The following is a 16,482-nucleotide window of genomic DNA, read 5'->3' on the forward strand; positions in this document are numbered from 1 at the left end:
CCCGGACATGATGTCCGATCGAGGGGCTACGGTATGCACCCACAAGGTGACATGCAGCAACGCCGGGAGAAACCTTGAGCGTTCCGTACGAGACGGCAGCGTACGAACCAGCCGAGTCGCCCGAGTCTCCGGAGGAGCATCTCGAGCGACTCCTCGGCCGTGCCCTGAACTCCTTCGAGCTGCCGGACGAGACGATACGGCAGCTGGACTGCGCGCTGGCGCACGACAGCTCGCTGCACTCCGCGCACCACAGCGCGGGGCTGCACCGCGAGACGTACCGGCACACCTGGCTGCTGGTCGACGGCTCGGCGCTCACCCTGTGGGAGCTCGTGCACAACACCGCGCCGGGCAGCCCCGCGCAGCACGAGGTGTATGTCGACGAGGAGGAGTTGCGTGCGGCCACCGCCCGGCTGCCGCTGTCTCCGGACGCACCGGACTTCGAGCTTCCGGTGACCGTGCAGCTGTCGCCGATCCCGGCGCCGCGGCACGCCTATCAGCCGGACGACTCCGCGGATCATGCGCGTCGGCTGCTGCGCCGCGCGGAGAACCCGGACCGGCCGGGCGCGGAGACGGCCGCGCTGCTGACCACGGCGTTCGCGCACCAGATCACACAGGCCTTCGGGCGCCCGTGCCGGGCGGGGCGGGCCGGGCTGTGCTTCTCGCTCTACGAGCACGCGTTCCTGCTGCGTGACGGCGTGGAGGTCTCCCTCTGGGAGGTCGAGCACACGGCGACGCCCGACGGACGGCACATGTGCGAGGTGTACGTCAGCGAGGACGCGGCCCGGGAGGCGATGGAGCGGCGGGCGGCGCAGGTCTCCTGAGCCCTGAGCCGACCCTGCCGGTTCGGGCAGCGCCCCCCAGGGGCGCGGGGAACTGCGCGACCAGCCCCGAACAAGGCCTCAGACGAAGGACGGCGCATCGCCCCCCGGCGGCTGCCCAGCACCCCGCCAAACCCAGCGGAGCGCTCAGCGGCCCTCGCTGAGCTGTCGTACCAGGCCCGCGAAGGCGGTCCGCTCCGCCGGGGTCAGTTCGACGTACTCCAGATGCGGAGGGAAGTGCCGCTGGTGCGGAAGGGACCGCCGCGGGGTGCGGCCGGTGTACCAGAGGGTGCGGAAGGCGAGCCGCAGGCTGCCGGCACCGGAGCGGCCGCGGCGCATCAGGCCGACCAGGCCGAGCGTCCAGACGACGGCCGCGAAGGCGAGGACGGCCACACCCAGCGACTGGAGGATCGAGACGTGCTCATCGGGCATGCGTCCCAGTAGACATCACGGTCCGGGACTTTGGCCCCGGACCGTGATGTATCCCACCAAAGGGATATGTGCACTCGCGGTTACGCCGCCACCGGCTGCTTCGCCTGGGACGTCGCCGTCGCCGTGTCGTCCGTCGTGCCGGGCTTCACGGCCCCCGGGGCCGGCTTGCGCATGCCCTTCAGGAACACCACCAGACCGGTGGTGACACAGACGCCGACCGCGATGGCGATCAGGTAGAGGAAGGCGTTGCCGATCAGCGGGACCACGAAGATGCCGCCGTGCGGGGCGCGCAGGGTGGCGCCGAAGGCCATCGACAGGGCTCCGGTGATCGCGCCGCCCACCATCGAGGAGGGGATGACGCGCAGCGGGTCGGCCGCGGCGAAGGGGATGGCTCCCTCGGAGATGAAGGAGGCACCCAGCACCCAGGCGGCCTTGCCGTTCTCCCGCTCGGTCTCGGTGAAGAGCTTCCCGCGGACCGTGGTGGCCAGCGCCATCGCCAGCGGCGGGACCATGCCGGCGGCCATCACCGCGGCCATGATCTTCATCGCGGAGTCGCTCGGGTTGGAGACCGCGATACCGGCCGTGGCGAAGGTGTACGCGACCTTGTTGACGGGGCCGCCGAGGTCGAAGCACATCATCAGGCCGAGCAGCAGGCCGAGCAGGATGGCGTTGGAGCCGGAGAGGCCGTTCAGCCAGTCGGTCATGCCCTTCTGGGCGGAGGCGATGGGCTTGCCGACCACGACGAACATCAGGAACCCGACGATCGCCGAGGAGATCAGCGGGATCACCACCACCGGCATGATGCCGCGCAGCACCGCCGGGATGTTGATCTTCTGGATGGCCATCACCACACCACCGGCGAGCAGACCGGCGACCAGACCGCCGAGGAAGCCCGCGTTGATGGTGGAGGCGATCATGCCGCCGACGAAGCCGGGGACCAGACCCGGCCGGTCCGCCATGCCGTAGGCGATGTAGCCCGCCAGGACCGGGACCAGGAAGCCGAAGGCCACGGCGCCGATCTGGAACATCAGCGCGGCCCAGCTGTCGGTCTGCGTCCACACGAAGTGGTCCATCACCGACGGCGCCGACTTGATCTTGTAGCCGCCGATCGCGAAGCCGAGGGCGATCAGCAGACCGCCGGCCGCGACGAACGGGACCATGTAGCTCACGCCGGACATCAGCCACTTGCGCAGCTTGGTGCCGTAGCCCTCGCCGGACTCGCCGGCGCGCTCGACCGGGGTGCCGGGCGCGGCCCCCGCGGTCACCTCACCGCGCTCGGCCTTGCCGCGCACCTCGGTGATCAGCTCGCCGGGCCGGTTGATGCCGGCCTTCACACCGACGTCGACGGTCGGCTTCCCGGCGAAGCGTTCCTTCTCCCGTACGGGGACGTCGTGCGCGAAGATCACGGCGTCCGCCGCGGCGATGACGGCCGGGTCGAGCCGGGTGAAGCCCGCCGAGCCCTGCGTCTCGACGGTGACCTCGACGCCCGCCTCGCGGCCCGCGTTCTCCAGCGACTCGGCCGCCATGTACGTGTGTGCGATACCGGTCGGACAGGAGGTGACGGCGACGATGCGGAAGGGGCGCTCGTCCGCGGCGGGGGCGCCCGACGCCGGGGCGGACGCGTCCTCGACGCTCGCGCCCGGCGCCGGGGCCGTGCTGCCCGCTGCGGCGTCGGCGGAGGCCGCCCCCGACGCCGCAGCGGAGTCTTCGGAGCCGGTCGCGGCCGGCTCGTCCCCGCGGATCAGTGCGGCCGCGGCCGCCGCGTCGCCCGCCGACCGCAGAGCGTCGGTGAACTCGGCGTTCATCAGCTGCCGGGCCAGCGACGAGAGGATCGTGAGGTGGGCGTCGTCGGCGCCGGCGGGGGCCGCGATCAGGAAGATCAGGTCGGCTGGGCCGTCCGCCGCGCCGAAGTCGATGCCGGCGGCGCTGCGCCCGAAGGCCAGCGTCGGCTCGGTGACGTGCTCGCTGCGGCAGTGCGGGATGCCGATGCCGCCGTCGAGGCCGGTGGGCATCTGTGCCTCGCGGGCGGCCACGTCGGCGAGGAAGCCGTCCAGGTCGGTCACCCGGCCCAGGGCCACCATGCGCTCGGCGAGGGCACGCGCCGCCGCTTCCTTCGTATCGGCGGACAGGTCGAGGTCGACCAGGTCCGCGGTGATCATGTCGCTCATCGCGGGCTCCTTCGCACGCGTATCGCCCGGGGGGTGGGGTGGGCGGGGGTGGGGACGGGGGTGCTGCGGGGGGTGGGATCAGTGGGGGTGGAGGCGGGGCCGGGGAAACCCCGCCTCCGGTCGGCCGCGAGGAGTAACGGGGAGCCTCGCCGCCCATGCGCTCCACTGGCTGTGTCCGTTCGCGGCTTCACCGTGGGGTCGCGATGCGCCGTCTTTCGCCTGTACGTCATGACACCGGCTCCTCAAGTACACGATCCACCGGCACGTCGGCCGTCACCGTCACCGCCGCCGGATCCAGGTCCCGCGGCGTCGGCATCACGCTGCCCGGCAGCTGGACGGCCGCCGCGCCGTGTGCGACCGCCGAGGCCAGGGCCTCAGGACCGCTGCCGCCGGCGATCAGGAAACCGGCCAGCGAGGAATCACCGGCACCCACATTGCTGCGTACGGTGTCCACGCGCGCGCTGCCGAACCAGACGCCCGAGGCGTTCACGAGCAGCTGCCCGTCGGCACCCAGGCTCGCGAGGACGGCGCGCGCGCCCATCTCGCGCAGTTCCTCGGCCGCCTTCACCGCGTCGCCCACGGTGAACAGGGGGCGCCCGACGGCCTCCGCGAGCTCCTCGGCATTGGGCTTCACCACGTCGGGCCGCTCGCGCAGCGCCTCGAGCAGGGCGGGCCCGGAGGTGTCCAGGGCGATCCGCGCGCCCCCGGCGTGCACCCGGGCGACGACATCGGCGTACCAGGCCGGCGCGAGCCCTCGGGGCAGGCTCCCGCAGCAGGCGATCCAGTCCGCGTCGGGCGACTGCCGGTGCACGGTGTTCAGCAGCAGCTCCTGCTCCTGGGCCGAGAGCTCGGGACCGGGAGCGTTGATCTTCGTGAGCACCCCGTCCGCCTCCGCGAGCGCGATGTTCGAGCGGGTGGCCCCGGCGACCGGGACCGGCGCGACCTCGATGCCCTGCGCGTCGAGCAGCTCGGCGACGAGCGCGCCCGGCGCACCGCCCAGGGGCAGCACGGCGACCGTGCGCTGCCCGGCTGCCGCGACCGCACGCGAGACGTTCACACCCTTGCCACCCGGGTCCATGCGCTCACCGGTGGCGCGGATGACCTCGCCACGGTGGAAGGCGGGGACCTCGTACGTACGGTCCAGGGACGGGTTCGGGGTGACGGTGAGGATCATGCGCACTCGTTTCTCGACACACAGCACTTCCGTGCCGCTCTACACACTCAGCACTTCTGTGCCGCCGCGCTCGATGGCGGTGGCGTCTTCCGGGCTCAGCCCGCTGTCGGTGATCAGCAGGTCGACGTCGCTCAGGTCGCCGAAGCGGGCGAAGTGCTCCTGGCCGTGCTTGGAGGAGTCGGCCAGCAGCACCACCCGGCGGGCCGCGGCCACCGCCGCGCGCTTGACCGCGGCCTCGGCGAGGTCCGGGGTGGTCAGCCCGTGGTCGGCCGAGAAGCCGTTGGCCGCCACGAACAGCACGTCCGCCCGGATCTCGCTGTAGGCACGCAGCGCCCAGGCGTCCACGGCGGCGCGCGTACGGTGACGTACGCGCCCCCCGACGAGGTGGAGCTGGATGCCGGGGTGGTCCGCGAGGCGGGCCGCGATCGGCAGGCTGTGCGTGACGACGGTGAGGGACGCCTCCAGGGGCAGCGCGGCGGCGAGCCTCGCCACCGTCGTACCGGCGTCGAGGATCACCGTGCCCTCGCTCGGCAGCTCCGAGAGGGCGGCCTTGGCGATGCGGTCCTTCTCGTCGGTGGAGGTGCCCTCGCGCTCGGCGAGATCGGGCTCGAAGTCGAGCCGCCCGGCCGGTATGGCACCGCCGTGCACCCGCCGGACGAGCCCCGCACGGTCGAGGGCCTTCAGGTCCCGGCGGATCGTCTCCGCCGTCACCTGGAACTCCTCGGCCAGCGACACCACGTCCACGCGGCCGCCGTCACGGGCGAGCCGGAGGATCTCCTGCTGCCGCTCCGGTGCGTACATGTCCGTTCACCTCCGACCTCATGCCCGAACTTGTGGTTTCACTGGGAGGCTACGCCCGGATTTCTGGAAAGTAAACAGGTTCGGGCGCCACTCGGACACAAACGGGCATCGATGCAGAAAGGAGCATCAGCATTACCCTGGTCTGGGGACACACCTTCGGGGGGACGCTGTGGACCAGAGCGAGGCCGGCCTCCGTGATCGTCCGGAGCACGACTGGCAGACGGAGACCGTCGAAACGCTGCTCCACTCGGAGACGTTCGCCGACCCGCACGCACGAGCCCTGCTGATCTGGCTGGTCGAAGCCGCCCTGGCGGAACAGAGCTCTTCGGCGGCTCCTCTCTCCCAAGGTGCTCCCGCCAACCATCAACGAGCCCCCACCACCGCACTGCTGGAGTGCGTGGAACTCGTCCGGCGTTGCGACCGCCGGCCCGGGGGGCTACGCACCCTGGCCGCCACGTTACGGCTGTTGCAGCCGGACAGCGGATCCGCGCAGCGCGTGGCCGAACTGGCGGAGGAACGCAAGGCCGACCCACCTGCACAGGGCGTACCGCAGCCCGCCCTCCTTGATGCCCATCCGGTACCGCACCACCAGGACGACCGCAGGGATTTCTTCATCTCCTACGCCGCCGCCGACCAGCGATGGGCGGTATGGATCGCGTGGGAATTGGAGGGTGCCGGTTACCGAGTCCTGATGCAGGAGTGGGACTTCGTCCCGGGCAGCAACTGGCAGCTCGGGATGGAACGGGGCGTGTCGGAGTGCGAACGCGTCGTGGCAGTCCTGTCCCCGGCCTATGTCGAGTCGGTGTCCGGGCGGCTTGAATGGCAGGTGACACAGGGGAGCGATCCAACCGGTTTCGCGCGCAGGCTCGTACCCGTGCGGGTGACCCCCTGCCGTCCGGGCGGGCTGCTGGCGGCCCTGGTCTTCATCGACCTGGTGGGGCTGACCGTGGAACAGGCGCGCTCCCAGCTGCTCCACGGCATGGACACCGTGCGCACAGGCCGGTCGAAGCCCCTCACACCCCCCCGGTTCCCAGCGTCCGACCGCAAAAAGGGAGAGGTGTGATGCCGCACGATGCCATCGGGGCCCATGCCGGGCATACCCGGGCCGCCCCGGCGGTCTGGGGAAATGTCCCGCCCAGCAATCCCAACTTCACCGGCCGCGAGGACATGCTGACGGAGCTGCACCAGCGCCTGCTGCGGGACAAGGGAGCCGCCGTCGTGCCGCAGAGCCTGCACGGCCTCGGCGGTGTGGGCAAGACATCGATGGCCGTCCAGTACCTGTACCAGCAGATGGCCGACTACGAGGTCGTGTGGTGGATCTCCGCCGAGCGCACCGCACAGGTCTCCGCATCCCTGGTGGAACTCGCCCCACACCTCGATGTGCCGACCGGCCCGGACGTCGCCTCGACCGTCGGCTGCGTTCTGGAGGCATTGCGCGCCGGACGGCCGTACACCAACTGGCTGTTGGTGTACGACAACGCCGAAAGCCCGGAGGCGATACGGCCGTTCCTTCCGGCCGGCGGACCCGGCACCGTTCTCATCACGTCCCGCAATCCGCACTGGGCGGAGATCGCGCGCACCTTCGAGGTCGATGTATTCACCCGGGAGGAGAGCAAGCGTGTGCTGCGCGAGCGGAGCCCGGGCATCGACGACACGGATGCCGACCGGCTCGCCGCAGTGCTCGGTGATCTGCCGCTGGCCATCGAGCAGGCGGCAGCCTGGCACGCCGAGACCGGTATGCCCGTCGACGAATACCTCCAGCTCCTCGAAGAGAAACGCGTCGACCTGCTGCGCGAGACCGCACTGCCGTCGGCCCGGCACCCGGTCATAGCGGCCTGGAACGTCTCCCTGGACCAGCTCCGGGCCGAGAACCCGGCCGCGTATCAACTCCTCCAGATCTGCTCCCTGTATGCTCCCGAGCCGATCCCCCGCTCGCTGTTCGGACGCAGGCCACGCGCCGCCGTAACGCCCGAGCTGGATCCGGTCCTGGGCGATCCGATCCGACTCGGACAGGCGATCCGGGAGATCGGTCGGTACTCGCTGGCCCGTGTCCACCGCAACAACTCCCTCCAGATGCACCGCTTGGTGCAGACCGCTGTGTCGTCCCGCATGACCGGCGACGAACGGAGCGTCATGCTCCGGGCAGCTCATCTGCTGCTGGCCGCGAGCGATCCCCACGACCCGAACAACGTGCAGCACTGGGAGCGGTACGGCTCGCTGCATCCCCACGTCCTGGTGTCCGGTGCGGTGAGTTCCGACGAGGGCTGGGTGCGCAACCTCGTCGTCAACGAAGTCATCTACCTCCTGCGGTGGGGCGACTACGAATCCTGCCTGGAACTCGCACGCACCGCTCACGAGACCTGGTCCGGGAAACTCGGCCAGGACCACGCCGAGACCCTCCAGGTCGCGCGCTGGCTGGGCTTCCTGCTCTTCAGCATGGGCCGCTACCGGGAGGCGGCCGAGCTCAACTCGGCAGTCCTGGAGGCCCATCGGCGCACCAGCGGCCCCGACGCGCAGGACACCACCGACGCCCTCGGCAACGTCGCCATCGACCACCGCGTGAGCGGCGCCTTCAGCGAGGCCCTCACCCTCTCGGAATCCGCCCACCGGCAATACCTTCGGCTACTCGGCCCCGACGACCCGGAAACCCTGCGTGCCGCCCACAACGTCGGCGTCAGCCTCCGTCTCGTAGGCGACTTCGCCCGCGCCCGCGAACTCGACCAGCAGACCTGGAACGGCTACACCGAGATCTACGGCCAGGACCATGTGGCCTCGCTGCACAGTCGGCTCGGCCATATCGTCGACACCCGGGAACTCGGCCGGTACGGCGAAGCGTTGGCGCACCACCGGGAGATCGTCGAGCGGTCCGGCTCCCTGCTCGGCGGCAACAATCCGCTCAGTCTCTCCTGCTACAGACACCTCGCCGTCGCACTGCGCAAGGCAGGCAGATCTGCAGAGGCACTGGCCGCAGCGGAACGAGCCCATGCCGCGCTCGCCCGCAGCTACGGCACGAACAACCCAGAATCCATGTGCGCAGCACTGGAGTTGAGCGTCCAGCTGCGCCACGCGGGCCGGCACCGGTCCGCGCTCGACCTGGGCATGGAGACCTGGCACCTGTTCGAGCAGACGTACGGACGCATGCATCCGCACACCCTGTCGTCCGCGGTGAACATGGCCGTCACGTTCCGGTGCACAGGCAACCCGGCCGCTGCCCGGCGCATCGACATACTTGCCCTGCAGGGCTTCGTCACGGCTCTCGGTGAGACGCATCCCTCGACCCTGATCTGCCGTACCAACCTCGCCAGCGACCACTACGCCCTCGGCGACCCCACCACAGCCCGCGAACTGGACGCCGAAACCCTGCGCCGCTCCCGCGAGGTCTTCGACGAAGACCACCCCTCCACCCTCGCCTGCGCCACCAACCTCGCCATGGACCTCCGCGCACTCGGCCACACCGACGAAGCCGACACCCTCCACACCGACACCCACGAACGCCTCAGCCGCAAACTCGGCAGCAGCCACCCTTCGGTGCGACTGGCCGCCGACCGGGAACACCGAGCCGACTGCGACATCGACCCCATGCCGTTATGAGCTGCCTGCGGAAGCCCTGACGGGCTGTCACCCCGTCCGTATCCTGGACGGTGGGACGCAACTTCTTCGGGGGGTGTTGTGGACACGGACGACCCCAACCCGCTTGCCCGGGCGGACGGCGGTCGCAACTGGCCCATCAGTGTGGTCCAGGCGCTGCTCGCCTCGCCCAAGCTCGCGGACGGTCTCACCCGGGCACTGCTGTTCGAGCTGGTGGGGGCGGAGCTGGAGCAGCCGCTGGAGGCGGCGGACCAGCCGAGCCTGATGCGCGAGTTCCTGGAGCTGGTGCGGTACTGCGAGGAGCAGCAGGGCGGTCTGATGGCGTTGGCGCACGCGGTGGAGCAGATCGAGGGCCCGAGCTGGACCTCCCATGTGGTGGGCGAGCTGGTGCGGCAGCGGCTGGCCCGGGCGCCGTCGGCCGGGGTCAACGGGGCCGCCGTACCGGCGCACCGGCGGATCGACGACCGCCGGGACTTCTTCGTCTCGTACACCGCCACGGACCGCCGGTGGGCGGTGTGGATCTCGTGGCAACTGGAGAAGGCGGGCTACAGCGTCCTGGTGCAGGACTGGGACTTCGTCCCGGGCACCAACTGGCTGTTCGGCATGGACGGGGGCGTGACACAGTGCGAACGCACCATCGCGGTCCTCTCCCCGGCGTATCTGGACTCCGTCTACGGCCGGCTGGAGTGGCAGGCGGTCCAGAACGGCGACCCGGACGGGCTGCTGCGCACTCTCGTGCCGGTGATGGTCGACCGGTGTGCTCCGCAGGGCCTGCTGGGCTCGGTCGTGTACATCGATCTGTCGTCGCCGGAGCTGGGCGACGAGGCCGCCCAGGAGCTGCTGCTGGCGGGCGTCGGCGGTGCGCGCACCGGCCGCTCCAAACCCGCCGTGGAGCCGCCCTTCCCCCGCTCGGAGGGGCCGCGTTGACGGAGGCGGGCGGCGAGGACCGCAACGCCTCCCGGATACGCCGCCGGATCGGCGCACAGACGGCGCGGACGCTGCTCGGGATGCGCGCGCTGGGCACGTCCGAGGGGCGCGCCGAGCTGGCCGCCGCGGTGGCCCGGGAGACCGGGCGACCGTTCGCGACGCGGGACGAGGACACCGTCCCCGAGCAGTTTCTGGACGTGTTCCGGCACTGCTCTCTGGATCCGGACGGGCTGTCGGTGCTGGCTGACGTGCTGCACGGCATGGATCCGTACTGCCCGCAGGTGTTCGCGGTGCAGCGGCTCGCCGACGAGTGGACCGCGGTCGGCTCGCTGGAGGGCCTCGCCGTCCTCGGGTCGTGGAGGTATCTCGCCGAGGCGCTGCGCCCGCTGCAGCCGCTGCCGTACCCGTACAAGATGCGGTCCGCCCTGGTCTGGCTCGCCACCGGGAAGCGGCTGAGCGAACCGCCGCCGCACGCCGAGAACCCGTGGCACGACTTCCTCTATCTCGCCGGGCAGAACACGGCACCGGGTGAACTGCCCCCGTGGATGCTCCACCTGGACGTCTGCGCCCCGTACATGAGCCGGGAGCTCAGCGAGGAGGTGATGGCCCGCAACCGGCACTGGTCGCTGGGCCTGGGCCTGTCCGAGCTGCTGGACGAGGAGCGGAACAGGGCGCGCGGGGCGTCGGTGTCCGGGGTGGCCCGGCAGCTGAGGCGGTACCTGGCGATCCGTATCGAGGCGGACCCGCTGAACAACACCCAGTACAACGTGTTCCCCTCGCACATGTCGGACGGGCCGGGCCGCGGCTGGGTGCAGGGGCAGCCGCGGCACCAGGTGCCGGTGGAGCAGCTGGAGGACGTGGTCGGTTCGATCGTCCGGCAGACCGAGCGGCACCGGCAGGCGGGGCCCGCCGGTGCGGCCGAACCGGCGCCGCTCTTCCTGGAGTTCGTACTGCCGTTCGAACTGCTGAACCTGCCGGTGGAGTGGTGGCCGCACGACTGGGACTGGGCCGCGCAGGTGACCTCGGCGAGCGAGTTCTCGGTGGTCATCCGCAGCCTGGACCGCCTGCAGACCCGGGAGTGGCACGAGTTCTGGAACACCCGCTGGCAGCAGCTCGGTGTGGACGAGCCGCCCTCGCGCTCGGTCTGCTACGCGGCCGACACCCGGGCCCGGTCCGGTGGGCCGCACGCCCTGGAGCAGCGTCTCGGCGAGGACGAGCACCTGGTCGCCCTGGTGCTGAGCGAACCGCCGCTGACCGGCACCGGGCACGGCAGCGAGGAGCTGCACACCGCCCTGCGCATGGGGCTGCCGGTGGTCATCTGGAACCGGGCCGACCGGACTACGCAGGGGCTGCGGGAGGTCCTGGACGAGTTGCTCCGCGGCGGCCTGAAGCGGTTCCCGGCCAGGGTCGACGCGTACCGCCGGGAGGCCGCCGGCCAGAACGGCGAGGCCGCCACCGGCCGTACCGGCCGTACCGGCCACATCGGCCGCCATCTGACGGTCCTGTGGGACGACGCCGAACGCAATCCGATGGACCCGGACCCGGCCTGACCGCGGCCGGGGGGCACGTGCACAGCCGTACGACCGGAGAGGACACCGCTGATGTCGCCGACCGCCGAGCCCTGGGGCGTCTACCGAGGAACCGGCCGGCCCGGCGCTTCGGCCACGGGCCCCTGGCCGGAGCCGCCGCCCTGGCGCCGGTTCCACAACGGCCCCTGCCTGCCCGCGCCGCCCGCCGACCCGTACGCCTCGTCCGTGCTCGGCGACGGAACGAAGCCGCTGCCGGCCGCCCCCGGCGAGGCCGAGCGGGTCAACGCGGCGCTGGCACTGTGCCGTCCCCTGCTGGTGACCGGCGAGCCCGGCACCGGCAAGTCGGCGCTGGCATACCGCATCGCCCGCGAACTGGATCTGGGCCGGGTGCTGCGCTGGCGCATCACCAGCGTGTCCACGCTCCGGGAGGGCCTCTACGACGGGGCCGGCCGGCTCGGTCCGCTGGGCACCGCCCTGCTGCCGTACCGCAGACCGCGGGTGCTGCTCCTCGACCGTCTGGACCGCGCGGAGATCGCGCTGCCGGAGGACCTGTGCACGGTGCTGGACGCGGGCGGGTTCACGGTGCCCGGGGCTCCCGCGCAGGTGGCGACCGACGACGACGCGGAGGCCGCGGTGGCGCTGCGCGGCGGCGCCGTACAGTGTCACGCCTTCCCCCTCGTGGTCATCACCACCGGCGGCGACCGCGACATATCGCCTGCGCTGGCCGAGCAGTGCGTGCCGCTCACGCTCCCGCCGCCGACCAGGGCGACCCTGGAGGCAATCGCGACAGCACGCTTCCCCCAGGGCCTCGCGGAGGACGTCCTGACCGCCTTCCTGGACCGCGCCGAGGCAGCCCAGGGGGCGGTGGTGCGGCGGCTCCTCGACGCACTGCACCTGGCGGCCCAGGGCGCACTGACCTCCCTGTCCGAAGGGCGCAGCTGGCAGGAGGCACTGGACACGGTGTGGGCGTGGACGGAGGCGGAGCAGCCGTGAGCGGCGCTCCGCTGGAGAGAGCGCGATATGCCGTCTGTCATCTGCGGCGCCGTTGTGGCTGGTCGCGCAGTTCCCCGCGCCCCTTCAGGGCGCGGCCTGCGTTACCCGACGCACCACGACCCGCCGGCCCCACCCCCACCACGGGAACCGAGGCCCACACACCATGACCCCACCACCCACCTGGCCCCCGCTGCCGGCCGGGCTACCCGACGCACTACGCCGCACCGGCACCGCACTACGACGGCCCGCCGGACACCCCGCAGGCACCCGCTGGGACGTCTCCGTGGTCGCCGACTCCGGTCCCACCATGGGGATCTGGGAGCCGACGGTGCGGGCGTTCGCGCGCGAACTGCACCGCACCGGGTCCTTCGGAAGGATCACCGTGCACCGGCTGCCGTACGGGCGCGGCAGGGCCCCGGCGACGCTGCCTCGGCACGGCACGGCGGGCAGGCTGACCCTGCTGCTCACCGACGGTGCCGGGGCGCACTGGCGCGACCACGGCGTGGAGCCCTTGCTGCGCCGCTGGGCGCAGTCCGGACCGCTCTGCGTGCTCCATCTCCTGCCGCACCCGGTGTGGCCGGTGACGGGTCTGCGCGGCTGGCAGGTGCAGCTGCGCTCCCCCGCCCCGGGAGCCCCCAACGACCGGCTGCGCTGGCGGGCCCGTGGGCTGGGCCCCGACCCCTACGATCTGCCGCAGGCGCCGGGACGGCCCGACGTACCGGTCCCCGTGCTGGAGCTGTCCGCCCGCTGGCTGGACGCCTGGTCGAGCCTGCTGGGCGGGGCGCCCCCGCGCTGGCTGCCGCTCACCGTGACCTTCCCCCGCGCGCACGTGCCCGCCCCTCCCGAGCCGGATCCGCTGCCGCAGGACGCCCCCGCGCTGGTGGCCCGGCTGCGGTCGGCCGCGCCCCAGCAGGTGTTCACGCTGGCCACCATGCTCGCCGCGATCCCCCTCACCGACTCACTGGTCCGGCAGGTGCAGGACGCACTGCTGCCGGGCAGCTCGCTCACGGACTTCGCGCTGCTGCTCGCGCAGGGGATCGTCCGCCCGGCCGACCGCGCGTTCCCCGCCTACGAGTTCGCGCCCGGCGTACGCGAGGAGCTGCTGGCCGCCGGACGCCGTACCGACCTGGTCCGGGTTGTCGAACTGGTGGGGGATCGCCGGGGACCCGGCGGGGAACACTTGTGGCGACTGCCCCGGCTGCTGCGCGGCGAGTCCGTGTCCCGAGTCCCTTCCGTGGACGCGGAGTCCGGTCCGTGGCTGCTGGCGGAAAGCGCCGTGCTCCACGCCTTGTCCGGGCCGTTCCTGAAACCGGCCGGAGAGGTGGACGAGGCGGTCGCAGGCCTCCGTGAGGAGCCTGCGCACCGGCACTCGTCCCGCACCAGCACCACCGCACCGTTCACACTCAGCGACCCCGTCGCCCGCACCCCGGGCGACGCCGACCACCCGACGCATCAGGGGAACAGGAGGCCGGTGATGCCAGAGCAGGCCCCGGCGCACACGGCGGGTACCGAGCGCACCAGGAACACCCCCACGGTCTGGGGGAACATCCCGCCGCGCAACCCGAACTTCACCGGCCGCAAGGAGCTCCTGGAGGCCCTCCACCAGCGGCTGCTGCAGGAGAAGACGACAGCCGTCCTGCCGCACGCCCTGCACGGCATGGGCGGCGTCGGCAAGAGCCTGCTGGCGGTGGAGTACCTGTATCGCCGGATGTCCGAGTACGACGTGGTGTGGTGGATCTCCGCCGAGCGCACCGCGCAGATCTCCCTGTCCCTGGTGGAGCTCGCTCCGCGCCTCGGCATCACCGCAGGCAGCGACGCCTCCTCGACGGTCGCGGCCGTCCTGGAGGCGCTGCGCATCGGACGGCCGTACGCCAACTGGCTGTTGGTGTTCGACAACGCCGAAAGCCCTGAGGCGGTACGGGCGTTCTTCCCGGCCGGCGGCCCCGGCAACATCCTCATCACCTCCCGCAACCCCCAATGGGCGTCCATCGCCCGCCCGTTGGAGGTCGACGTCTTCCTCCGCGAGGAGAGCAAGCAGCTGCTGCGGCTGCGCGGTCCGGAGATCAGCGACGAGGACGCCGACCGGCTGGCCCAGGCGCTGGGCGACCTGCCGCTGGCCATCGAGCAGGCGGCCGCCTGGCACGCGGAGACCGGCATGCTGGTCGACGAATACCTGCGCCTGCTGACCGAGAAACGCGTGGACCTGCTGCGCGGCACGGCCCCGCTGGACAACCAGCATCCGGTCATCGCGGCCTGGAACATCTCCCTGGACCAGCTGGAGACCAAGAACCCGGCCGCCTACCAGCTCCTCCAGGTCTGCTCCTTCTACGCCCCCGAACCCATCGCCCGCTCCCTCTTCGCCCGTATGCCACGGGGTTCGATCGCACCGGAACTGGACCTGGCCCTGGAGGACCCGATCCGGCTCGGCCAGGTCATACGGGAGATAGGCCGCTACTCACTGGCCCGCTTCAACCACCGCAACAACTCCCTCCAGATGCACCGTCTGGTCCAGGCCGCCCTGCTGTACCGGATGACGGAGGAGGACCGGTCGACGATGCGGCGGGGGGCGCATCTGCTGCTGGCGGCGAGCGACCCCAACGACCCGGAGAACGTGCAGCGTTGGGAGCGGTACGGCTCGCTCTACCCGCATGTGCTCGTCTCCGAGGCGGCCCATTCCGACGAGGGCTGGGTACGCAACCTCGTCGTCAACGAGATCATCTACCTGCTGCGCTGGGGAGACTACGGTCCCTGCCTCGAGCTCGCCCGCACCGCGCACGAGACCTGGTCCGAGAAGCTGGGCCCGGACCACCCGCAGACCCTCCAGGTGGCCCGCTGGCTGGGCTTCCTCCTCTTCAACCTGGGCCGTTACCAGCAGGCCGCCGAGCTCAACTCGGCCACCCTGGAGGCCTATCGGCGCACCGTCGGCCCCGACGCCCAGGACACCGCCGACGCCCTGGGCAACGTCGCCATCGACCACCGCGTGAGCGGCGCCTTCAGCGAGGCCCTCACCCTCTCGGAATCCGTCCACCAGCAGTATCTGCGGCTGCTGGGTCCCGACGACCCGGAAACCCTGCGTGCCGCCCACAACCTCGGCGTCAGCCTCCGCCTCGTAGGCGACTTCGCCCGCGCCCGCGATCTCGACCAGCAGACCTGGAACGGCTACACCGAGATCTACGGCCAGGACCACGTGGTCTCGCTGATCAGCTGGCTCGGCTTCATCCTCGACACCAGGGAACTGGGCGAGTACGCCGTCGCGCTGACATACCACCGGGAGATCGTCGACCGGGCCGGCTCCCTGCTCGGCGGCAGCAATCCGCTCAGTCTCTCCTGCTTCCGGCACCTCGCGGTGGCGTTGCGCAAAGCGGGCGAACACCAGGAGGCGATGGAGACGGCGGAACAGGCCCGCACCGACATCATCCGCCGGTACGGCACCGACAACCCCGAATCCATGGCCGCCACCTTGGAGTTTTCGGTGCATCTGCGACACAGCGGCGACCTCCCCGAGGCGCTGCGGCTGGGCACCGACATCTGCGAGCGCTACGAGAAGGCGTATGGCAAACACCATCCGCACGCCCTGTCGGCCGCACTGAACCTGGCGATCACCTACCGGCTGCTGGGCAACGCGGCGGCCTCCCAGTACATCAACTCACTGGTGCTGGACGAGTTCACGGCGACCCTGGGCGAGACGCATCCGTCGACCCTGGTGTGCCGCACCAACCTCGCCAGCGACCACTACGCCCTCGGCGACCCGGCCACCGCCCACGAACTGGACACCGAGACCCTGCGGCGGTCCCGTGAGGTCTTCGACGACGATCATCCGTCGACCCTCGCCTGTGCCGCCAATCTCGCCATGGACCTGCGTGCGCTCGGCCATACCGAGGAGGCGGCCACGCTCCATACCGACACCCATGAACGCCTCAGCCGCAAGCTGGGGAGCAGCCACCCTGCGGTGCGGATGTCTGCCGACTGGGAACACCGAGCCGACTGTGACATCGATCCCATGCCGTTGTAACAGGGGTTCGGCCGTCGGTTGTCTGCGGCTGCGTGGGGGC

Annotated in this window: 11 protein-coding genes; 7 read left to right on the plus strand and 4 right to left on the minus strand. The window is 71.5% G+C overall.

Annotation, left to right across the window (positions count from 1 at the left end; translation table 11 throughout):
* Nucleotides 1-74: 74 nt before the first annotated feature.
* The gene (locus tag ACFY1E_RS45295) at nucleotides 75-821 is read left to right on the plus strand and encodes a DUF6227 family protein (RefSeq protein ID WP_389087761.1); all 747 of its coding nucleotides are present in this window, start codon (nucleotides 75-77) and stop codon (nucleotides 819-821) included.
* 144 nt (nucleotides 822-965) lie between these two features.
* Here the strand turns inward: ACFY1E_RS45295 and ACFY1E_RS45300 are convergent, their stop codons facing one another.
* The 4 genes from ACFY1E_RS45300 to ACFY1E_RS45315 all read right to left on the minus strand — a co-directional run bounded on the left by ACFY1E_RS45300 (nucleotide 966) and on the right by ACFY1E_RS45315 (nucleotide 5,393).
* The gene (locus ACFY1E_RS45300) at nucleotides 966-1,250 is read right to left on the minus strand and encodes a hypothetical protein (RefSeq protein WP_389087763.1); all 285 of its coding nucleotides are present in this window, start codon (nucleotides 1,248-1,250) and stop codon (nucleotides 966-968) included.
* An 80-nt stretch (nucleotides 1,251-1,330) separates the two neighbouring features.
* Nucleotides 1,331-3,418, minus strand: coding sequence for a fructose-specific PTS transporter subunit EIIC (locus ACFY1E_RS45305; RefSeq protein WP_389087766.1), 2,088 nt, complete (start codon nucleotides 3,416-3,418; stop codon nucleotides 1,331-1,333).
* A 226-nt stretch (nucleotides 3,419-3,644) separates the two neighbouring features.
* Nucleotides 3,645-4,592 (minus strand): 1-phosphofructokinase, encoded by a 948-nt coding sequence (pfkB, locus tag ACFY1E_RS45310; RefSeq protein ID WP_389087768.1) that lies wholly within the window; start codon nucleotides 4,590-4,592, stop codon nucleotides 3,645-3,647.
* Nucleotides 4,593-4,631: 39 nt separating this feature from the next.
* A complete protein-coding gene (locus tag ACFY1E_RS45315) occupies nucleotides 4,632-5,393 on the minus strand; it encodes a DeoR/GlpR family DNA-binding transcription regulator (protein WP_389087771.1) in 762 nt (253 codons plus the stop codon).
* Nucleotides 5,394-5,562: 169 nt separating this feature from the next.
* Here ACFY1E_RS45315 and ACFY1E_RS45320 point away from each other — a divergent pair, with 169 nt between their 5' ends.
* The 6 genes from ACFY1E_RS45320 (at nucleotide 5,563) to fxsT (ACFY1E_RS45345) (ending at nucleotide 16,442) form a co-directional block, all read left to right on the plus strand.
* Entirely contained in the window at nucleotides 5,563-6,456 is an 894-nt protein-coding gene (locus tag ACFY1E_RS45320) for a toll/interleukin-1 receptor domain-containing protein (protein WP_389087773.1), read from the plus strand.
* Nucleotides 6,456-8,984 (plus strand): FxSxx-COOH system tetratricopeptide repeat protein, encoded by a 2,529-nt coding sequence (gene fxsT, locus ACFY1E_RS45325; RefSeq protein WP_389087776.1) that lies wholly within the window; start codon nucleotides 6,456-6,458, stop codon nucleotides 8,982-8,984. Before ACFY1E_RS45320 ends, fxsT (ACFY1E_RS45325) begins: the two co-directional genes overlap by 1 nt.
* A 78-nt stretch (nucleotides 8,985-9,062) precedes the next feature.
* Complete coding sequence (locus tag ACFY1E_RS45330; protein ID WP_389087778.1) at nucleotides 9,063-9,908, plus strand: toll/interleukin-1 receptor domain-containing protein; 846 nt, start codon at nucleotides 9,063-9,065, stop codon at nucleotides 9,906-9,908.
* Nucleotides 9,905-11,458: a hypothetical protein gene (locus ACFY1E_RS45335; RefSeq protein WP_389087781.1), complete on the plus strand. Its 1,554-nt coding sequence runs from the start codon at nucleotides 9,905-9,907 to the stop codon at nucleotides 11,456-11,458. Before ACFY1E_RS45330 ends, ACFY1E_RS45335 begins: the two co-directional genes overlap by 4 nt.
* A gap of 51 nt (nucleotides 11,459-11,509) precedes the next feature.
* Entirely contained in the window at nucleotides 11,510-12,430 is a 921-nt protein-coding gene (locus tag ACFY1E_RS45340; protein WP_389087783.1) for a MoxR family ATPase, read from the plus strand.
* A 163-nt stretch (nucleotides 12,431-12,593) separates the two neighbouring features.
* Nucleotides 12,594-16,442: an FxSxx-COOH system tetratricopeptide repeat protein gene (gene fxsT, locus ACFY1E_RS45345; protein ID WP_389087785.1), complete on the plus strand. Its 3,849-nt coding sequence runs from the start codon at nucleotides 12,594-12,596 to the stop codon at nucleotides 16,440-16,442.
* Nucleotides 16,443-16,482 lie beyond the last annotated feature (40 nt).

The organism is Streptomyces sp. NPDC001604, from assembly GCF_042893475.1.
Taxonomy (GTDB): Bacteria; Actinomycetota; Actinomycetes; order Streptomycetales; family Streptomycetaceae; genus Streptomyces.